Consider the following 20,052-nt stretch of genomic DNA (forward strand, 5'->3'; position numbering starts at 1 on the left):
CTTTTATAGAAAAACGGGAGTTAGTAGTCCCGTCTTATTTTTCAATTGCGCCTTCTAGTGAAGTTGTTTCTTTCATCGGTAATACTGTCTTGATAGCAGCTAGTTCAAAAGTCAAGTAAACTCCATCTACATCAAGAACGATCGTTCTCTTCTCAGTATCTACTTCATCGACTGTTCCGTAAAGTCCACCGATTGTAATCACTTCATAGCCTTTTTGTAGTTTATTTAAGCTTTCCATACGTTTTTGTGCTTGTTTCTTTTGAGAGCGTTGCATAAAGAACATCAAGCCCAACATCGCTACAAGCATAATTAAAAATGTATAATTTGGATTCATTTTCTTCTCCTTTGTCTTTTACATAGGACTACTATATCAAATTTCAGCTACTTTTACAAGATTGTACCTTGCTTTTCTAGTAAGAAAAACCAGAGCTCGCGCCCTGATTTTTAGAATTATTTCAAATTTTGAACGACTTTTACAAGATTTTCTACAGTAAAGCCATATTCTGCCAATACTTTTGGTGCTGGTGCAGAGGCTCCGAAGGTATCAATACCGAGAACAACACCATCGAGACCAACATATTTGTACCAGTTTTGAGTTGCACCCATTTCGACTGCAACACGACGGCGAACTGCATTTGGAAGAATTTCTTCCTTGTATGCTGCATCTTGTTTATCAAAGACATCTGTAGATGGCATGCTGACTACGCGGACTTTTTCGCCTTGACTAGCCAATTCTTTAGCAGCTGAGACAGCTAGATTGACTTCTGAACCTGTCGCAATCAAGATGGTATCAAAGTCTGCTTCATTTTCATAGACAACATAAGCACCTTTAGCAACCTTGTCGAAGTCTGTTCCCTCTTCAACAGTCAAGTTTTGACGTGTCAAGACAAGAGCAGTTGGTGTTTTCTCACTTGTCACTGCAAGGTACCAAGCTGCTTGAGTTTCACGCGCATCTGCTGGACGGAAAACATTTAGATTTGGCATAGCACGGAGACCTGCTAAGTGTTCAACTGGTTCGTGTGTTGGCCCATCTTCCCCAACTGCAATAGAATCATGGGTAAAGACATAGGTCACAGGAAGTCCTTGCAAGGCTGACAAACGGACAGCTGCCTTCACATAGTCAGAGAAGACGAAGAAAGTTCCACCGTATACACGAAGTCCACCGTGAAGGGCCATCCCGTTCAAGATAGTTCCCATTGCAAATTCACGAACACCAAACTGAATGTTACGGTTCAAGCGATTGGCGTCGTCTTGAAGTCCGTCAGTCTTGATATAAGTCATGTTTGAGTGAGCTAAGTCAGCTGATCCACCCAAGAAGGTTGGCAACTTAGCCGCCACAACGTTCAAGGCATCTTGGCTTGAATTACGAGTTGCTTGAGAGAAGCCATTTTCTAAAGCTGGGAAGTCTGCTGGAGTCACTTCAACTGGATCGCGTCCGTCGATGATGGCTTCTACTTCTGCAGCTAGTTCTGGGTGAGCTTCTTTATAATCTGCAACTAATTTTGTCCAAGCTTCATAAGCTGATGCACCACGGTCTGCAACATGTTCTTTGAAATCAGCGTAAACTTGTTCTGGAATTTCAAATGGTTCGTAGTCCCAACCAAGAGCCTGACGAGTTGCTGCAGTTTCATCTGCTCCAAGAGGAGCCCCATGTACGGCATTAGTTCCTTGTTTGTTTGGAGAACCGTATCCAATAACCGTCTTCACTTCAATCAAAGATGGTTTGCCTGAAGCTTTAGCTGTTTCGATAGCAGCATGGATTGCTTCCAAGTCTGTTCCATCTTCTACCAAGGCAGTATGCCAACCGTAGGCATTGTAACGGTCACGAACACTTTCTGTAAAGGAATCCTTTGTCTCACCATCCAAGTTGATGTCATTTGAATCATAAAGAACAACCAATTTGTCTAGTTTTTGCAAGCCTGCGTATGAAGCCGCCTCACTTGAGACACCTTCCATCAAGTCTCCGTCTCCACAGATAACGTAAGTATAGTGGTCAAAGATATTGTAGCCTTCGCGGTTATATTTGGCTGCCAAGAAACGTTCTGCTTGGGCAAAACCAGTGGCAGTTGAAATCCCTTGACCTAAAGGACCTGTCGTAGCATCAATTCCTGCTGTATGGCCAAATTCTGGGTGACCTGGTGTTTTTGAACCCCATTGACGGAAGCTCTTAATCTCATCCATGCTGACATCTTCAAAACCAGAAAGATGAAGAAGGGCATAAAGGAGCATTGAACCATGACCTGCTGAAAGAATAAAGCGGTCACGGTTAATCCAGTTTGGTTGAGCTGGATTGAGACGAAGTTGTTTTGTAAAGAGGCTGTATGCCATCGGAGCTGCTCCCATAACCACACCTGGGTGACCTGAGTTGGCTTTGTTGATAGCGTCAATACCTAGGAAACGAATTGCATTAACAGATAGATTTGACATAGAATTTCCTTTCTATTTGAGGTGATTATTGAATCACACATTCTATTTTACTATTATATGAAAATTATCCGTATCATGCAACATACGGATAACCTCCAAAGAATATTTTTATATTATAGCAAAGCTTTAAATTGAATGTTAGAGTCTTGTTCAAAACAATCATCAAAACCACGTGGATGATGGTATTCTACTAAGTGTTGATCTTGAGGATAAGTGTACTTACCGCCAACTTCCCAGATAAATGGATGGAAATCGTATTGCAAGCGATCTTTTCTCATTTTCCAAAGTTCTAGAATCTCATTAGTAGAAGCCATGAAGTTAGACCAGATATCATAGTGAACTGGGATAATGACTTTGGTACGCAGATTTTCTGCCATACGAAGAAGGTCGATAGATGTCATTTTATCTTGGATACCTACCGGATTTTCACCATAGTTATTCAAAGCAACATCAATTTTAAAGTCTTTACCATGTTTTGCAAAATAGTTTGAGAAGTGAGAATCTGCACCATGATAGATGGTTCCACCTGGTGTTTCAAAGATATAGTTAACAGCCTTTTGAGCCATTTCTTCATCTGTAACAGCTAAGCCAGCAAGTTCACCGCCTGTCTCATCAGCACCGTTCACTGGGAGAGTTACCAAGCAAGTACGGTCAAATGATTCTACTGCATGAATCTTCATATCTTTTAATTCGATAGTGTCACCTGGTTTAACAACGATGATACGTTCTTTTGGAACACCCCATCCTTCCCAGATTCGTCCACAGTGGTAAGGACCGATAAACTTAACATGCTCTAACTTAGGATTGTTGAGAATTGCTGCAGCTGTGTATGGGTCGATATGATCACTATGGAAGTGTGAAACTAAGTAATAGTCTAGTTCGTTGATAGCAAATGGATCGATAACCATTGGCTGAACACGCAAGTTTGGTTGCAACTTACGAACACCTGCCATATTTGCCATTTGGTGCCCACGAACCATATCTTTCACTTTTTTGGTTGATTTTCCACGGTTTGACCAAAGGTCCATGACAACGTTAGCACCACCTGGTGTCTTAATCCAAGTACCACAGTTGCCTAGCCACCACATGGCAAAATTGCCTTCAGGTACGACTTCTTCTTCGATTTCTTCGTTCAACCATGTTCCCCACTCTGGGAAAGTAGCTAAAATCCATGACTCTCTTGTAATTTCTTTGACATTTGGCATATGTTGCCTCCTTTGGATATAATTGTTATCTTTGAGATTAGTATACCACCCTTCAAAACACTAAAAAAGACCAAGAAAAACACAGGTTTGTGTTCATCATTGGACTGTCCTTCAAATATCTTCCAAAAAAGCTTGAACTACTATTTCTTGATTTATAAGTGTTTGAACCTCTTCTTGGAACTTACTAGCCAACTTGCTGTCTACAATATAAGACGAAATAAGACTAGAAAGATTTTCACTGAAACTTTTGCTCTCATTACGAAATATATTGTGTTTAAGATAGTCTAGCATTTTCAAAATATCTTCTGCTTCAAGGATAGGATTAACCCTTAAAATCGGAAATCTGCTATCCAAATCATCATTAGTAGTAATCACTACATCAACTTGTGCAATATCCTCCACACTCTTAAATTGTTCTGTTGTAAATACAGTGCCAATTTGCTCATTTGGAAAATAAAGTTTGCATTGTTTCAGCAAAAGTCTCGAAACCGCAACACCTTCATCACAAACGAGATAAACTTTTTTCATATTTTTTTGAGACGATGGTGTATACTTTAAAAATCCTCCAATATGAATCGTCAAATAGGCAATATCATCGTCTGTTAGCCGAATAAACCATGCTCCTTCTAAAATTTCCGCAGATTTTCTAGTGACTAAAAATAATTCTCCATACTTGGATCGAATTTGTTTTGTTAGAGGATTTTTAGAAAAAATACCGTACGTCTTTCTAAATAACAAGGCTTTACAGTGGATCATCAAATTTCGTAACAAATCATCCTTGTTCTCAATCTCCATTCGGATTTGTGATTCAAAATACCAGATAAATTCTTCTAAAGCAAGTTTTAATTGCCGAAAATCATCACTTTCTGCATGAATATCCAAATCTTTACGATAGGAGAGGAGAAGAACAGCTACAAGAGAAACTTCAAGTTCTGACAAAGAAATTTCAAACTTTTGAAACAACCGCTCTCCTAATTTCTTAGACACCTGATACTCTATTCTTTTTCTTATCAAAGAAAATTCTTTCTCTATATCCTGATGTCTTTCTTGATACTGTTCAACATTATGACAGCTTAACAGCAAATAAGGTAGAACCTGCAACATAAAAGTTACTTCATGATGATTTATTTTCTTCCCTAAATCTTGTTCAACTAAAGGAACCTGTTCCTTAAAAAATTGGTTCATTTCAACAGAAAGCAAACACTCACCATCTAACCTCTCTTTCATCTTATCTTCTAAAATAGATACAAAAGTGGCATTTTCTTCCATAAAAATATGATATAGAAGCGATTGAAGATACTGAATTTTATTAAGGGGGTGGGCATGAAGATGGTATCCCTGTGACTTGCTCACTTGCAAGGTCACCTGATATTGTTCCAAAGTTAGTTGATAACGAATACTATTCAAATCATTGAGAACAGTATTCCTAGACACCTCTGTTAACTCCATCAATTTTTCAATCGTAATACGTTCTTTAGAAATACCTATCCATAGTAACATTATCATCATACGTTCATGCGCACTCATGATATAATCGTACGAATCTACTTCCGATAATAGTTCACAACAAGCATCTCTCTGCTCTTCCGTTAAGTGAATACCAATTCGTGGAATACTAATGATATGAAGCGCCTCGTCACCCAAAGCAGCATTGATTTTGTCAATGTGATAATAAATTTTCCTTCTTGACTCTTTCAAATCTTTTGAAATCGCCATAATCGTTTTGGACGTTTCTTGATCCATCAAATATTGAAGTAAATCACAACTTGCCTTATCCAGTACCATATTTCATACTCCTCTATCAATCAACTGCCTTGAAAACAACTTTATAATAGTATCACATTCACTAACGCATTTCAATTATCAACAGTAGTCTCTTAATAACGAATACTTACAATTACAAAAGCGAGGCTTGGATCGAAAGGTCCTAGCCTCTTTTCAATTCAATTTCTTATTTCTTTTGACCGTAATAAGCATTTGGTCCATGCTTACGTTGGTAGTGTTTTTCTAGAATGTACTGAGGAGCAGGTTCAACTCTTGGATTGATTTGTTCTGTAAAGCGATTCATCTTTGATACTTCCTCTAGTACGACAGAGTGATAAACAGCATTCTCTGGATTTTTTCCCCAGGTGAATGGACCGTGATTGCGTACAACAATACCTGGTACTTCAACAGGGTTTAGACCACGGCGTTCAAACTCTTCCACGATGACCAGACCAGTATCTTTTTCATAGGCTACTTCTACTTCATCCTTGGTCAAACTACGGGCGCAAGGAATTGAACCGTAGAAATAATCCGCATGGGTTGTTCCATAGAAAGGAATATCACGACCTGCCTGAGCCCAACCAACAGCTTCTGTCGAATGGGTATGGACCACACTAGCAATCTCTGGCCAAGCCTTATATAACTGCACATGAGTTGGAAGGTCCGAAGATGGTCTTAAATCTCCTTCTAGAACCTTGCCATCCAGGTCAGTTGCCACCATGTTTTCAGGTGTCAATTCGTCATAATCTACGCCTGATGGTTTGATAACAATGACACCGAGTTCACGATTGACTTCCGATACATTGCCCCAGGTAAATTTGACAAGTCCATGTTTTGGCAATGATTGATTGGCATCACAGACTCGTTTACGCATAGCATTAATTACTTGATTCATCTTACATCAAACCTGCTTTCTTAATTAGTGGATAGAGAAAAGCTTGTGCCTCTTGAATGGCTGCGCGTGTTTCTTCTACAGTTTCACAATTTTCAGACCACATTTCGATTAGGAAAGGACCATTATAATTGGTTTGCTTTAAAATATCGAAAGCTTCTTCCCATTTGACACAACCTTGCCCAAAAGGTACATCTCGGAACTGCCCCTTTGAACTTTCTGTCACTGCATAAGTATCCTTGAGATGGAGAGCTGTGATAGCATGGTGACCTAGATAGAACTCACTATAGACATCATTATGCCATGCAGACACATTCCCAATATCTGGATATACAAAAAGGTAGGGAGAGTCAACATCCTTTTCTACAGCCAAGTATTTTTCGATACTATTGATAAAAGGATCATCCATAATTTCAATAGCAAGTACCACCTGAGCCTCTTCAGCCCAGTCACAAGCTTTTCTCAAATTTTTGATAAAACGTTGGCGTGTCTGGGGTGACTTTTCCTCATAATAAACGTCGTAACCAGCTAATTGAATAGTACGAACTCCCAAGTCTTGGGCTAATTCAATACATTTTTTCATGAGTTCTAGAGATTTTTCCTCTAGAACTGGATCATTTGATCCCAATGGGTAGCGACGATGGCCTGAAAAACAGATAGAAGGAATACGAACACCAGTTTTATAGATTGCTTTGACAACTTCCAAACGCTCGTCCTTGCTCCAGTCCAGTCTTGCTAAACGCTCGTCACGTTCATCAATAGACATCTCGACAAAATCAAAGCCTAACTCCTTGGCAAAATTTAAACGTTCTAGCCAAGTAAAGTGTGTCGGGGTTGCCTTTTCATAAATTCCAATTGGACGTGCCATGGTTTACCCCCAAATTCGTCTGATTTCATCCTTGAAGGCACGCGCTGCTCCTGCTGGATCTGCAGCCTCTGTAATTCCACGACCTGCGATAAAGGTAAAGACATCAACGCCTTCAAATAGTTTGAGAGTATCTACATCTAGACCACCTGTTACAGACACACGGAAGCCCATGTCGATAAGTTTTTTAACCTTATTAAGGTCTTTTTCACCCCAAGTCTCACCAGCAAGAAGTGCATCACGAGATTGGTGATAAATAGCTTGTGAGATACCAGCATCTAGCCAAAGCTGAGCTTGTTCAAAAGTCCAATCGCCATAAAGTTCAATCTGGATTTCGCCTCGGTCTCCACGTTCAGCCATGATAGCCTTTAGAGCCGCTTCCATAGTAGGGATAGTTGCACAACAGATACAAGTCATCCAATCGGCACCACGAACGGCATTATTTTTGGCAACTGTTCCACCAGCATCGGCACATTTTGTGTCTGCCACAATAATCTTATCTGGAAAAAGGCTTCGCAAGACTTCAACCAGTTCACTTCCAACTTGTAATAAGCAAACAGTTCCAGCTTCGATAATATCTACTTCCTGACCAACAGAAACAGCTGCTTTAATCGCTCCTTGCAAGTCTGAATGATCTAATGCAACTTGTAAATTAGGTATTCTTTTTGTCATCTCTTTATTCCTCTTTCTAACTTTCCAAATCCAATCCCTCGAGATAAGGGCTATCCTTAGATTCTTCAATCATCGTCAAGACATCTTCCTTAGTCTGGCAAACCTGTAAACGTGCGATAGAATCTTCTAATTCAAACAAGGCAATAATCTGTGGAATGGCTACACTTGTGTGAATTTTTGAGCTTGTTGCTGCTAGTGCCAACAAAACTGAAACTTCTTTCCCATCTGAAAATACAACAGGATTTTGTAAGGTGATCAATGAAAAGGCATCTCTTTGCACTCCAGCTTCAGGTCTAGCATGGGGCATAGCCATACCTGGCATTAAGATATAGTATGGGCCATACTCTTCAGTCGATTCAATGATAGCATCGTAATACTCTGGCAAAATTGCTCCACTTTCAATCAAGGGATCTACTGCTACCTTGACTGCTTCTTTCCAGTCTTTAGCTTCTAAACCTAGTCGGATCGAGTCATTGTCAATTAAAGCTTGTTTTAAATTCATATCTGCCTCCTTTATTTAAAGAGGGAGAAGGACAGAAACGATGACTCTCAGTTTCTATCCAGCCCCCTCCAACCTTTTACTGTAGTGCTTGACTGAGTTTTTCAGTGATTTCTTTATCATCCATCAAGTTGTCAAGCCCAATTAACTTCCCATTAGTTCGCCCTTCCAATTCTTGGATCAAATGAAGAGAAGCGATTACGATGTCATATCCTGCTGCTAAACCTTTAGCTTCACCGACACTGCATGAATTGACTGTAAAATCTGTTTGATTAAGCTTACGGAGAGCATTTTCAACCTTCATCTTGATAACCATTGATGAACCCATTCCATTTCCGCACGCTGCTAATACTTTAACCATTTTATTTCTCCTTTTCTAGATACTAAGCTTCTTCTTGAACTTCACCGTTGTAATATTTCTCTTTATCTTTTGCTTTGGCAAATTGAAGTTGAGGAATAACAAGCAAGAAGAGACACACAAGTACATAACCAGCAATACCAAGGTATTTGAAGATATATCCAAATCCAAGCCATGGAAATTCAAAGTCGATATTTCCATGGTAACCACCATAAGATGCTAAATCAAGAAGAGCTACACAGAGAGCTCCTAAAGCAACTTGGAGAACACCTGAGATGAAGGATAGGATAACAGCCGCTTTCCATCCGCCGCGTTTATCAGCGTAGACCGCAATGGCTGCATTGTCAAAGAACACTGGTACAAATCCTGTAATAATAAGAATCGGATTTTTAAAGACGATGAGCAAGACAATTGTGATCAATTGACCAATCAAACCAAAGGCAAATCCTGACAAGACAGCGTTTGGAGAACCAAATCCATAAGAAGCTGCAACGTCAACCGCTGGGAATGAGCCTGGCAACAATTTGTTTGAAATACCTTGGAAGGCGTTTGTCAACTCAGATACGAACATGCGGACACCTTGCATCAAAACGAACAAGTAAACTGAGAAGGTAAAGGCTGTTTGAATAATGTACATAAAGAAATCTTGTTTAGCAGGATTGAATAGAGTTCCTGAAGTGATGACTTCTTTATTAGACATAATGTCTGGACCCAAGATTAAAAGAATGGCTCCGAAGAATACGAGCATCAAGGTAGCAGATGCAACAACTGTATCGTGGAAGATTGAGAGGAACTTAGGTAATTTAAGATTGTCTAAACTTTCTTCTTTCTTACCAAAGCGTCCTGCTACTTTATCTACAAACCAGATTGCAAATTGCTGTTGGTGACCAATCGCAAATCCGCCACCACCAGTCAAGCGTTGAGTTGCCTCAACAGTCATATTTGAACTAACTGCCCAGTAAAGTCCACAGATGATACCAATCGCTGCTGTACCGTAAGCATTGCGCAATTGTGGTACTAAGAATAGAACCATAAGAGATACTGTTGCAGCTTGTTGTACCATGATGTGACCAGTAATAAAGAGGGTTCTTACCTTCGTAATCTTGCGAAGAGCTACGAGCAAGATATTTATTCCGAAACCAATCAATAGAGCTGTAGTTGCAGTTCCAACAAAATCTGGAAACTCTGCTGCAATTTTGTTGTTTGCTGCAGCAAGTCCAAAGTAAGGGTCGATAACCGCTGCACCAATTTGGAATTTGTAGTTAAGAGCTGCTAAGATCGGACGGAAGGTTGTAACCAAACCACCTGCACCCACGTTGAGCAACATATATCCTACTGTTGCTTTAACAAACCCTGAGAAAACGTCGTGGGCAGGTTTTTTCAAAAGTGAGTATCCTATCAACACCAATAAACCTACGAAAAATGCGGGATTCTGCAAAATATTGCTAGAAAACCAATTTAGAACACTTGAAATGACTTCCATAATTGTTCTCCTTTTTAATTGTTTTTGTAGGTTTATTATATACTTTGAAAGCGGAAACAAAAAGACCAAGAATTACACAGCGGACTGTTCACTCTTGGACTGTATGATTTATGATATTTTAATGATTAGCTTAGTTTCTCGTAGCTAGATAAAATGGAAGAATTTTATCATAAGATTTCAATAAATTTTCCACGATATCTTCTTCAGATGAATTTTCTGTCACAGAAACATCTGCTTTAACTAACACTTTTCGAACTTCCTGACTTCTCAACTTCTCACGTAAAGTACGACGATTTTCTTCGTTCGCCTCCCACCGTTGACTTTGACCATCAGAGTTGACTAGATAATAAATCCCTTTAACGGTTGGAATTTCTAAAACTTTGGCCTGCTTGCCCAGTGTTTGCTCATCCTTCTTACGTTCGATGAAACTGACTTCCAAAGAAATTCCAAAACCAGTAGATGTCCCATACAAACGTAAGGCCATCATAGGTTCTGTCACTTGTCCGTCTCTCTGTAGATAGACCCAGAAATGTGGTCGCAAACGCTGCGCTTGGTTCATCCACTGGCTAGTCTGTTGGAGTTGCCATTCTGGATGACTGGTTTGAAATGCTTTAGTCAGTTCTGTAAAAGCCTTTCGAGCCTCTTGGCCTTTATGACGGAATTCCAGCATTTTCTCTCGTTCTTCCCCAGCTTTATCTGGATTACGGTACTGCAAACCTGCAAAGTCTAGATAGTCTCTTATCTTATTCAACATTAATTTAATCTCCTCCAGCTAGCAAAAAATCAGGAGAACCCTGATTTTGTTTATTCTGTATCTACAACGACATAGCGATTTGGCTCGTCACCTTCAGAGTAACTAGTCACGCCATCCATACGTGAAATAATACGATGGATAATCTTGCGTTCGCTATTTGACATTGGATCTGTTTGATGACTGCGCCCTTCTTCTAAAACACGAGTCGCCAATTTTTGCGCATAGGTCTGCAATACTTCTGCACGGTGTTCGACATAATCATTAACATTGATTGTGATGTAGAAGGTTCTTGAATAGCGGTTGTAAAGATAATTTTGAGCCAATAGTTGCAAGGCCTTCAAGACTTTACCATGATAACCGATAATACGACCTGGCTCATTAGTATCAATTTGTAGATTGATGCTACGACGGTTGTAGTCATTTGAAATCGTCGCCTCAACGTCCATATCATCAATGATTGTTTGGACATAAGTCGTTACTTCCGTAGCCACTTGTTCAATATCAAAGCTTGGTTCCACCTTTAAGCCCAAATCTTCTAATTCTTGACTTTCAGTTTGTTCAGCTTGAGTCTCAACAATAGGAGTTTCTACTTCTTCACCGAAACCAGCTTCTTCAAGTTGTAATTCATTTAGAATCTCAATATGTCCAGTTTCTTCTAAAATGGTGTTAGCATGTTTTTCATTTTTCAAAATTTCAGCCTTGACTTCATCAGAAACCCCTTGGCCTTCCTCTTCAATCTTTTTAATTGCTTCTACCACATGCCCCAAATCAACGGTTGCTTCACTGACCGTTTTGACTGGTTCATTTTGTTCATTAATTTCTTTAGGAACGCCCTTTACAGCTTGTTGATTGGCTTTAATGACCGTTGTTTCACTAATAGCTTCAATATCAACTTGAGCTGGTTTTTTACCAAATAAACCAAGAAAGCCATTTTTTTCACGAGAAATGACTTTGATGTGAGCCTTCAGTCTTGGGATATCTAATTCTTTCAATCCTTTCTGGATTGCTTCTTCAACAGTTGAACCTGTAAATACTACCATTACCAGATTCCTCCTTATTATTTCGTTTTCTGAGCCTTTTTCTTGGCTTTTCTTTTTCTATTTTCCAAATCTTTCTGTGCCTGAACTACCGCCTCGCGCTCTGCGATAATCTTGAATGGATTGTTCAAGAAATAGGTTTGCAAGACTTGATAAGCATTGGACACTGTCCAGTATAGGGCGACTCCACCTGGTGCATAAACTGCAAAGATAAAGATCAAGACTGGAATCCCATACATCATCGCAGTCGTAGCGCCATTACGCTCAGACAAGGCTTTGTTGGACAACCAAGTACTTAAAAAGGTAAATACAGCTGCTAAAATCGGAAGAACAAGGGTTGTATCCACACCACCAAGGTTAATCCATAAGAAATGACCTGTCTTTAAAAAGTCAACTCTTGATAGAGCTTGGAACAAGGCCAAGATAACCGGCATCTGAATCAAAATCGGCCAAAGAGAATCTGACTGTCTGACACCCATTTCTTTAAAGACTTTACGCATTTCTTGCTCTAGCTTGGTTCTACTTTCCATATCTCGACCTGGATATTGTTCTCGAAGCGCCTTAATACGTGGTTGAGCTTCCTGCATTTTTCTGGAAGCCACCATTTGCACTTGAAAGACTGGCAAAAGCAGTGTACGAATCAAGACCGTAAAGAGGATAATCCCCACTCCGATACTGATATCAAATGATAAAAAGCGAATGATTTCAGCAAAGAAGTAAACAAATTTACTCCAAAAATCAGCCGAATCGGCTGTAATATCGCTAGTTGCCCCATTTGTTGCACAGGCTGTCATGATCAATAGGGACAGTCCTAGCAAACTAGTCAACTGTAGTTTCTTTTTCACTCCCATTTCCTTCCTGGTAAATCTTTGATAATTTTAATACGTGGAGTAGATTTTTCTCCATCTCTGCATATCCCAAGGCTTCAACCCCTTTTCGAGCAATGACAACAAAATCGACATTTTCTTCTAGACTCCCTTTTGCATTCTGGATAATATGTCGGATTCGTCGCTTGATTTGATTTCTAGTGACTGCATTCCCCAGTTTTTTGCTAACTGATAGACCTACTCGAAAATGGTTTTTCTGGTTTTCTAACTGGTAGACAACAAATTTGCGATTGGCAAAACTTGTCCCCTCCTTGAAAATCGCCTTAAAATCTTTCTCTCTTTTTACACGAAAGTTTTTCTTCAAAACTCAACTCCATCTATTAAATTACTACTATTATACCATATTTTTCAAAAAAGCCAATCATAGCAAGGTTTTGGCCTCTTGTACCAGAAAAAGAAGCTGGAAAATCTCTTTCCCAACTCCTTGTATTGAATATTTTTTCTGATTTTACTTATTTTTCAAGCGTTCAACGTCACGGGCAATGACTAGTTCTTCATCTGTTGGAATAACCAATACACGGATCTTCGCTGCCTCTGTTGAGATGTCTCCTGTCACACCAAAGACGTTCTTTTCTGGGTCAACATCACAACCAAACCAAGAGATACCTGAGATAACATCTTCACGCACATTTGCAGCATTTTCACCAATACCTGCTGTGAAGATAATAGCATCTGCTCCATTTAAGACTGCAAGGTATTGACCGATATGTTTTTGGATACGATCAACATACATTTCATAAGCCAAAGTGGCATCGTGATCCCCTTCTTCCATAGCAGCAATCACATCACGCATATCACTAGATTTACCTGAAACCCCCATCAGTCCTGATTCACGATTAAGAACGTGACTAATGTCTTCAGGCGTGTTAAAGTCCTCTGTATATTGCATTAAGTAAGGAATGATAGCTGGGTCAATATCCCCTGTACGAGTTCCCATCATCACACCACCAAGTGGAGTGAATCCCATTGAAGTATCGACAGATTGACCACCCTTAACAGCTGTAATAGAAGCACCATTACCGATGTGGCAAGTAATCAATTTCAAGTCCTCTAATGGACGGCCCAAGAGTTTTGCTGCTTCTCCTGCTACAAACTGGTGACTTGTACCGTGGGCACCATATTTACGCACCTTGTTTTCTGTGTAATATTTTGTTGGTAGAGGGTAGCGATAAGCTTTCTCTGGCATAGTTGTGTGGAATGAAGTATCAAAAACAACTACACTGGTAATGTCTGGCAGCAATTCCTTGAAGGCACGAACACCTGCCGCATTGGCTGGATTGTGGAGAGGAGCCAACAAGCTCAACTCTTCAACTTTTTCTAAAACATCTCCCTCAACGACTGTTGATTCTTTGAAATATTCTCCACCGGCAACAACACGGTGTCCAACACCAGTAATCTCGTCATAAGCCTTGATAATATCGAAACGAATCAAGTCATCCAATAAGATTTTAACAGCTTGTGTGTGATTTTCAATATCCAAAATTTGTTGTTCAGAACGACCATCAAATTTTACAGTTGAAATTGAATCTTTCAAGCCGATACGTTCAATCAAGCCTTTCGCCAATACTTTTTCTTCTGGCATTAAGTATAATTGCCATTTCAAACTTGAACTTCCTGCATTGATTGCAATTGTTTTTGTCATAACATGATACCCCTTTTTAAGCGTTTTCATCTATTATAACAAAATCTATTTTATATTTCAGTACCTTGAGTCCATTTTTGAAAATTTTCTTTAAATTTCATCAAAACACTTGCATCTTGTAAGCTAGCAAGTGGATAAATAAAAGGCTCCACTGCTATTTCACTTTTCTTCTGTAGGATAAAAATAGTCTTAGATTGTTTGGCATTAGCAAAGAGATTTTCAGGCAGACTAATCATGGCAACCAGACTTGCCTCCTCTTTCAACCAGCCTTTCAACAAATCACTTTGAGGACTGGTCAACAAATCACTCGGTGCGAGAAAAATAGCGTATCCGTCTGACTTGAGATACTTTAGACCTTGTTCCATAAGCAAGTGATGGGCGTAAGTATGTTCGTGACTAGAAGCAACTTGATGACGCGACGCAACGGCATCATCAGGATAATAACCGACAGGCAAGTCGCTAATGACCACGTCACTTTCTTTGAGCATTTGTGGACGAACGGCATCTCCTTGGACAAAGCCAGCCTGCAAACCAATCACATCTGCCATACTAGCCGCCAAATCAATCAGCAAATCATCCACTTCCATTCCCAAGTAATCCACTTTTTTAGCAAGCGAGGTCAAGAAAGTAGCCCCCAGAATTCCCATACCAGAACCCATTTCGAGGATAGTGATTTCCTCTTCTTTAAACAACTCTTCCACAATAAACACCAAAAGTAAAGCAATAGCATCCGGTGTAAACTGGTGATTGGCCTGCAAGGGTTCTGTTTGCCCAGCCTTCATCAAGAGAAACTGGTAGGTCTTGAGCCATTCTTCTTTGCGTAGTGCTAGACGCTTAAGGGCTTGATTGTTCTCTCGGACCTGTTCTAGCTCAGTTTCACCATCCAGATAGATGCTGTTTTGCTCCACCAAGGCGTCATAAAAGTTGGTCGCCAAATCACTTTGGATGACTTGGACATTCTCTAGTAAATACGTATAAGCTTGTTCAATTTTTTCAAAATCCATATTCCTATCTTATCAAATTTCCCTTCTTTTTTCCATCCTTATAGAAAAATCACTCCCTGACTAGGCGAGTGATTTTTGGGCTACTGTTAAAAAGAGTTCTGAGTAATTTCCTTGAAACAGGTCTTCAGCGCTATAGAGAATCTGACTATGCACAGATGAAAAACCATGCTCAATTAGCTGTTTTTCCAGTTCAGCTAAATCAAATCCATGATGATTAGCCTCTGTCTTGGTAAAATCAGCAATGAGGAGTTGTCCGTTTTCTCTCAGATGTTGATGAAACAGTGAGAGAGCCGCATCCAAATCAGGCATATGATGAAGAACCCGACTAACAACAATGAAATCAAACTCTTGCTTCAAGGGATTTTTCAATAAATCTTGCTCCAAAAACTGGATATTCTTGATTTCTTGCTGCTCCGCTTTCAAACGAGCTTGCTCCAGCATTTTCTCCGAAATATCCACCAATATTACAGACTTGGCCTGCTTGGCCAGAGGCAAGGATAATAGGCCCGTCCCTCCACCGAAATCCAAAATTTCTTTGTTTGATAGAAGATCAATCTGTTTCTCGACTGCTTGACAAACCAAGTTTGCAAGGAAAATATTTTTAGGGGAATCAAAAGTTTCTGCTTTGTGGTTAAAATCATGTTTCATATTTTTAGTTTAGCACAAAGTAGCTTGGTTGGCTAGGAGTTCTCTTTCTTTTCTGATTTTTTCTTCTCCGCTTCTTCACTTGAACTAGTCGCTACCTCTTCCTTTTTATCTCTTTTCTCTTCTTTTATTTTGACGGAAGGAAAGATGAATTCATATTGACTCTTAGGCGTACGAACCACTGTCGTCAAGCTTGTTTTCTTGTTTTGATAACTCACCTGACCTAGGTTAAAGGTCTGTTCCCCGCTTTCTTTCTCAACCTTATCTTTGGTTCGCTTAGCCATGGCAAACGCAACCAATTTTTCTTTATTCAAAGCATAGTCTTGATAGTGGGCGACTTGTCGGTTCAAGTAAAATTGTAACAAAAGGCTAAAAATGGCTGCCATGGTGACTGCATAGAGGAGAACTCCTGCCTTAACTTTTTGCTTTTTCCACACGATAAACGAACTCCCTTTCTAAGCCTTTTTGGAACTGGAAACGAAAACGAACCACTTGATTGTCCTCTGTAATCTGTGCTGATTTGAGTCCATAAACCATGGGCTGATAACCTCGTCCACTGGCATCGGTTTTTCGAAAATCGTCCGATTTAGACTTGCCTATCGCGATTTCCTTGCCATCCTGCTTCACATATATACGATTACCTTCTACTTTTTCGAACTGCGAACGGTCTAATTCTGCCTCCAGTTGATCCACAAACAAGAGCCACTCTTTTTGCTCGCTTTGTTGCTGGTAGCGAACTTCTGAAATGAGGAGCTGACTCATGGCTTGAAAGAGGAGTAAGCTTCCACTGATGACAATAAGAGCAATCAGGGATTCCAACAAGGTAAAAGCCTTGATTTTATGGCTCTTTGATCGCCAACAACTGTTCTGAACCATGGTAGACCTCCAATCCCTTTTCACTAGAAAACACCTGAATCTCAACTCCGTTGATGTTTACCTGATTTTGACCTGTCTGCAGGGCCATCTTAGCTACACGCAAGACTTCTTCCTTTTGCAAAACTTTTGCTTCTTCTTGTCTATTTTTCTGAATTTGTCCTAAAAGGAGGGTCGCAATGCTGGCAAAGATAGCTAAAGCGACTACTGTTTCCAGTAAAATCACTGCCCTAATTTTTTGTTTCCTTAATGCGTTTAATTTTTCCATTTCCTAGATATAATTGATAACGAATCGCTCCTTTACTGGTCTGAAATTCAACCTTAGCCAGGGACGAATTGCCCCCAGCTTGGTCAAATGAAATGCTTTGGCCGGATGGTGCTTGAATGCCTTTAGGAACTGTCAACTTTTGATTGCCATTGCTAATCGTCTGCCCAGCTAAGTTTAGACTAGTCTTTTGCTGACTGGCTACACTGCGTTTTTGGGTTTCCCTATAGAGTTCTTCAAACTCCATAAAGAAAATCTGCTCCTCTACCGCTGCAAAAGTGGACTGGACAGAGCCTGACAAGGCCAAGGCAAGGATACTCACAAGTCCTAAAACCAAGAGACTTTCAAGCATGGTAAATGCCTTAATCTGCAACGGTTTGACTGGTATTTTGTTTAGCATGGTATTCTTTATAAGCTTTAGCCTGTTCTTCCGTGATTCGCCCATCTGCTTGTAACTTACTTAGGCTAGCATCTTCATTTTTATCCAAGCTATAAAGTTCTGCCTGACTTTCCACAACCTTAACAACAGCAGCTTTTCCTTTGTCGTTGACTGCTTCTTTTTGCTTGGTCAAATTAGGTACAAAGAGCAAGAGAAGCACGCTGATGATGAGCAAGACCACCAACATTTCCACAAGCGTGAAAGCTTTAACCTTAGCTTTTTTCAAGAATGTCATCATTTTTTTCATTTTAAAAATTTACCTCCATATTTTGATACATGGGCATGAGCATTGCCGCATAAAGTAAAACGATAATCAGTGCCACAAAGATAAAAACCAGTGGCTGCACCAGATTCATGGTGCGGTTGACTCGGGTAAAAAAGGCTTCCCAAGTTTTTTCAGCATAGATTTCCAACTCACTTCCCAGCTTGGACTTGACTTCCCCATACTCGATGATGAGACTCAACTCCTTCTTAAAGAAAGGATAGGTTCCTATCGTTTGAGAAAATTCCTGACCATTTTGTAGGGCTTGAGCCAAATCTCGACCGATTTCTTTAAAGAGTTGGGAACCTTGTTCCTGCATGATCTGAAAAATCTGCATCAGCTCCATTCCCTGCGAAATCATATTCCCCCATTCACGCGCATAATAGGCTGTCAAATAGGTCTGCACAAAGATTCCAAAAAAAGGAAGGCGTGCTAAGATAGAAAAGACGCGCATCTTAGAACTTCTTTTATAAAAAGTTAGCGCTAAAAGGACACCTACTGAAACAACCCCTACCATTCCTAGAAAAATTTGTGGCAGATTACCAATGATTTGGGTGGCAATATTGCTACTATCCAGTTGTGGTAGTAGGTAGTTCCGTAGTCCCAGCATAATTAAGAGAAGAAAACCCAGCAAAATCAAGGGATAGGTCGCTACTTCAATTAATTTTTTCTTGACCTTGGCTAGATTGTCTAGATACTCTTCTATCTTTCCCAAACTCAGGTGGAGATTTCCATGGACTTCCGCTAGGGATAACTGAGTGACAATGGCACTTGAAAATCCCAAACTTTCCATCATTTCTGAGAATGATTTCCCCTGAGACAAGCCCGTGCGCATCTGAGTCACACACTGCTTGTCCAACAAGGCACTCCTATCTAAAAAGGAGATGGTCTCCACCAGATGAAAACCGCTGGAAAAGAGATTGTTAAACAAGGTGATGATATTTTTTTGCTTAGCTGTAGCTAATTTTTTCCGTTTCAGCCTGAAGGCTTGTGATATGTCCATCTTTAAGAAGCTGGTCAATCTGTTTATTCCAGCTAGTTGGCTGGTGTTCTTGATAGTCTTTGTTTGCAAAGTCAACGATTCCTCCTCCCCCGATTAATCTCTGATAGCAGACTCCCTGCAGAACGACTGCCAATTCCTCCTCACTCACACCCAACTCCAGCAGGCGCTCATAAACACCTCGAATACTCTTGGCGTGAATGGTTGAAAAGACTGTCGCCCCTGTCAAACTGGCTCTGACCACTGCACGCGCCGTCTCGCTGTCTCGAATTTCTCCGATAATCAAGAGATCAGGACGATGCCGTAGGGAAAGCTTAATCAGATTTTCATAGGTAAGCCCAATCGCTTCATTCAACTGCAACTGGAGCATGTTGTCCTGCTTGATTTCGACAGGATCTTCGATAGACATGACTTGCTGTCCCTTAAAGAGGGACTTGGCCAATTCGTGCATCAGGGTTGTCTTGCCACTACCAACTGGACCAGCAAAGAGATAGAGACCACGTTGCCTGTACTGCTTGCCCAATTCATCAATATCCTGAAACCAAAAATGCAAATCCTGCTCCTCATCGTGCAACAAGCGAATTACTAAACTCTCGTGCCCTCGATAATCGCCTACAGTAGATAAACGCAAGGACGTCATCTTCTGGTCATATTCATAATCACAGGAACCAAGTTGGCTACGTCGCTTTTCTCCCACATTCATACCCGCTACAAACTTAAAGTGACTGATGACGGCCGCAAATTTTTCAAAATCATAACAACCGATTTTACAGCGCTCGTCTCCCACCCTCATATGAAGCTCATAGGCGTCTAACTTGGGGACAAAATAAATGTCTTGTGCCCCTTTTTTCCGAGCCGAACGAATAATTTCTTGTGCAATTTCTTGAACCATACTTACCTCCTCACCTATACTATTCGCAAAGATTTGGAAAAATAAAAAAAGCAACTCCAAAATGTACTGACCCCAAAAAGTTAGACAATTAATTTAAGCAAAGGATTTAGTTCTGTATTGTACAGGGCTAAGTCCTTTTAGTTTTACCTTAATTCGTTTGTTGTTGTAGTAATCAATATAGTCTACA

General features: G+C 40.2%; 25 protein-coding genes. All 25 read right to left on the minus strand.

Going from position 1 to position 20,052, the window contains the following annotated elements; all coding sequences use genetic code 11:
- Positions 1-34: 34 nt before the first annotated feature.
- Positions 35-334 (minus strand): preprotein translocase subunit YajC, encoded by a 300-nt coding sequence (gene yajC, locus QM843_RS08875; protein WP_084925440.1) that lies wholly within the window; start codon positions 332-334, stop codon positions 35-37.
- 116 nt (positions 335-450) lie between these two features.
- Complete coding sequence (gene tkt, locus QM843_RS08880; RefSeq protein ID WP_314500740.1) at positions 451-2,427, minus strand: transketolase; 1,977 nt, start codon at positions 2,425-2,427, stop codon at positions 451-453.
- Positions 2,428-2,540: 113 nt separating this feature from the next.
- Entirely contained in the window at positions 2,541-3,632 is a 1,092-nt protein-coding gene (ulaG, locus tag QM843_RS08885; protein ID WP_001134226.1) for an L-ascorbate 6-phosphate lactonase, read from the minus strand.
- Between the two features lie 111 nt (positions 3,633-3,743).
- Positions 3,744-5,417 (minus strand): BglG family transcription antiterminator, encoded by a 1,674-nt coding sequence (locus tag QM843_RS08890; protein ID WP_000242091.1) that lies wholly within the window; start codon positions 5,415-5,417, stop codon positions 3,744-3,746.
- A gap of 166 nt (positions 5,418-5,583) precedes the next feature.
- Entirely contained in the window at positions 5,584-6,291 is a 708-nt protein-coding gene (locus tag QM843_RS08895; protein ID WP_049532033.1) for an L-ribulose-5-phosphate 4-epimerase, read from the minus strand.
- 1 nt (position 6,292) lies between these two features.
- Positions 6,293-7,156, minus strand: coding sequence for an L-ribulose-5-phosphate 3-epimerase (locus QM843_RS08900; RefSeq protein WP_023947936.1), 864 nt, complete (start codon positions 7,154-7,156; stop codon positions 6,293-6,295).
- 3 nt (positions 7,157-7,159) lie between these two features.
- Entirely contained in the window at positions 7,160-7,825 is a 666-nt protein-coding gene (locus QM843_RS08905) for a 3-keto-L-gulonate-6-phosphate decarboxylase UlaD (RefSeq protein ID WP_023947938.1), read from the minus strand.
- Between the two features lie 16 nt (positions 7,826-7,841).
- Positions 7,842-8,327 carry a PTS sugar transporter subunit IIA gene (locus QM843_RS08910; protein WP_033679597.1) on the minus strand — a complete coding sequence of 162 codons (486 nt, stop codon included), beginning with the start codon at positions 8,325-8,327 and terminating at the stop codon, positions 7,842-7,844.
- 76 nt (positions 8,328-8,403) lie between these two features.
- Entirely contained in the window at positions 8,404-8,685 is a 282-nt protein-coding gene (locus QM843_RS08915) for a PTS sugar transporter subunit IIB (RefSeq protein WP_000241466.1), read from the minus strand.
- A 22-nt stretch (positions 8,686-8,707) separates the two neighbouring features.
- Positions 8,708-10,165, minus strand: a complete 1,458-nt coding sequence (locus tag QM843_RS08920; protein WP_414304788.1) for a PTS ascorbate transporter subunit IIC — start codon at positions 10,163-10,165, stop codon at positions 8,708-8,710.
- Positions 10,166-10,295: 130 nt separating this feature from the next.
- Entirely contained in the window at positions 10,296-10,919 is a 624-nt protein-coding gene (locus tag QM843_RS08925; protein WP_414304789.1) for an HI_0552 family protein, read from the minus strand.
- A 50-nt stretch (positions 10,920-10,969) separates the two neighbouring features.
- A complete protein-coding gene (gene jag, locus QM843_RS08930) occupies positions 10,970-11,959 on the minus strand; it encodes an RNA-binding cell elongation regulator Jag/EloR (protein ID WP_000260002.1) in 990 nt (329 codons plus the stop codon).
- Positions 11,960-11,976: 17 nt separating this feature from the next.
- Positions 11,977-12,801, minus strand: a complete 825-nt coding sequence (locus QM843_RS08935; protein ID WP_025172897.1) for a membrane protein insertase YidC — start codon at positions 12,799-12,801, stop codon at positions 11,977-11,979.
- Positions 12,776-13,147: a ribonuclease P protein component gene (gene rnpA, locus QM843_RS08940; protein ID WP_414304790.1), complete on the minus strand. Its 372-nt coding sequence runs from the start codon at positions 13,145-13,147 to the stop codon at positions 12,776-12,778. The genes QM843_RS08935 and rnpA overlap by 26 nt, the downstream gene beginning before the upstream one ends.
- 144 nt (positions 13,148-13,291) lie before the next feature.
- Positions 13,292-14,485 (minus strand): acetate kinase, encoded by a 1,194-nt coding sequence (locus tag QM843_RS08945; protein ID WP_033687397.1) that lies wholly within the window; start codon positions 14,483-14,485, stop codon positions 13,292-13,294.
- Positions 14,486-14,535: 50 nt separating this feature from the next.
- On the minus strand, positions 14,536-15,489 hold the full coding sequence (locus QM843_RS08950; RefSeq protein WP_314500756.1) for a class I SAM-dependent methyltransferase: 954 nt from the start codon (positions 15,487-15,489) through the stop codon (positions 14,536-14,538).
- A gap of 60 nt (positions 15,490-15,549) precedes the next feature.
- The gene (locus QM843_RS08955; RefSeq protein WP_414304791.1) at positions 15,550-16,137 is read right to left on the minus strand and encodes a class I SAM-dependent methyltransferase; all 588 of its coding nucleotides are present in this window, start codon (positions 16,135-16,137) and stop codon (positions 15,550-15,552) included.
- A gap of 32 nt (positions 16,138-16,169) precedes the next feature.
- Complete coding sequence (comGG, locus tag QM843_RS08960) at positions 16,170-16,571, minus strand: competence type IV pilus minor pilin ComGG (protein WP_414304792.1); 402 nt, start codon at positions 16,569-16,571, stop codon at positions 16,170-16,172.
- Positions 16,549-17,010, minus strand: a complete 462-nt coding sequence (comGF, locus tag QM843_RS08965; RefSeq protein ID WP_414304793.1) for a competence type IV pilus minor pilin ComGF — start codon at positions 17,008-17,010, stop codon at positions 16,549-16,551. The genes comGG and comGF overlap by 23 nt, the downstream gene beginning before the upstream one ends.
- Positions 16,973-17,275 carry a competence type IV pilus minor pilin ComGE gene (gene comGE, locus QM843_RS08970; RefSeq protein WP_414304794.1) on the minus strand — a complete coding sequence of 101 codons (303 nt, stop codon included), beginning with the start codon at positions 17,273-17,275 and terminating at the stop codon, positions 16,973-16,975. The genes comGF and comGE overlap by 38 nt, the downstream gene beginning before the upstream one ends.
- A complete protein-coding gene (gene comGD / locus QM843_RS08975; RefSeq protein WP_414304795.1) occupies positions 17,238-17,672 on the minus strand; it encodes a competence type IV pilus minor pilin ComGD in 435 nt (144 codons plus the stop codon). The genes comGE and comGD overlap by 38 nt, the downstream gene beginning before the upstream one ends.
- Positions 17,635-17,958 (minus strand): comG operon protein ComGC, encoded by a 324-nt coding sequence (gene comGC, locus QM843_RS08980; protein ID WP_000738641.1) that lies wholly within the window; start codon positions 17,956-17,958, stop codon positions 17,635-17,637. The genes comGD and comGC overlap by 38 nt, the downstream gene beginning before the upstream one ends.
- Before the next feature lies 1 nt (position 17,959).
- Entirely contained in the window at positions 17,960-18,976 is a 1,017-nt protein-coding gene (gene comGB / locus QM843_RS08985; RefSeq protein WP_414304796.1) for a competence type IV pilus assembly protein ComGB, read from the minus strand.
- Positions 18,924-19,865, minus strand: a complete 942-nt coding sequence (comGA, locus tag QM843_RS08990; protein WP_265480314.1) for a competence type IV pilus ATPase ComGA — start codon at positions 19,863-19,865, stop codon at positions 18,924-18,926. Before comGA ends, comGB begins: the two co-directional genes overlap by 53 nt.
- 93 nt (positions 19,866-19,958) lie before the next feature.
- Positions 19,959-20,052 (minus strand): IS3 family transposase (locus tag QM843_RS08995; RefSeq protein ID WP_414261305.1); only part of this gene is annotated, 94 nt, incomplete at its 5' end.

The organism is Streptococcus mitis, assembly GCF_047463435.1.
Taxonomy (GTDB): domain Bacteria; phylum Bacillota; class Bacilli; order Lactobacillales; family Streptococcaceae; genus Streptococcus; species Streptococcus mitis_DS.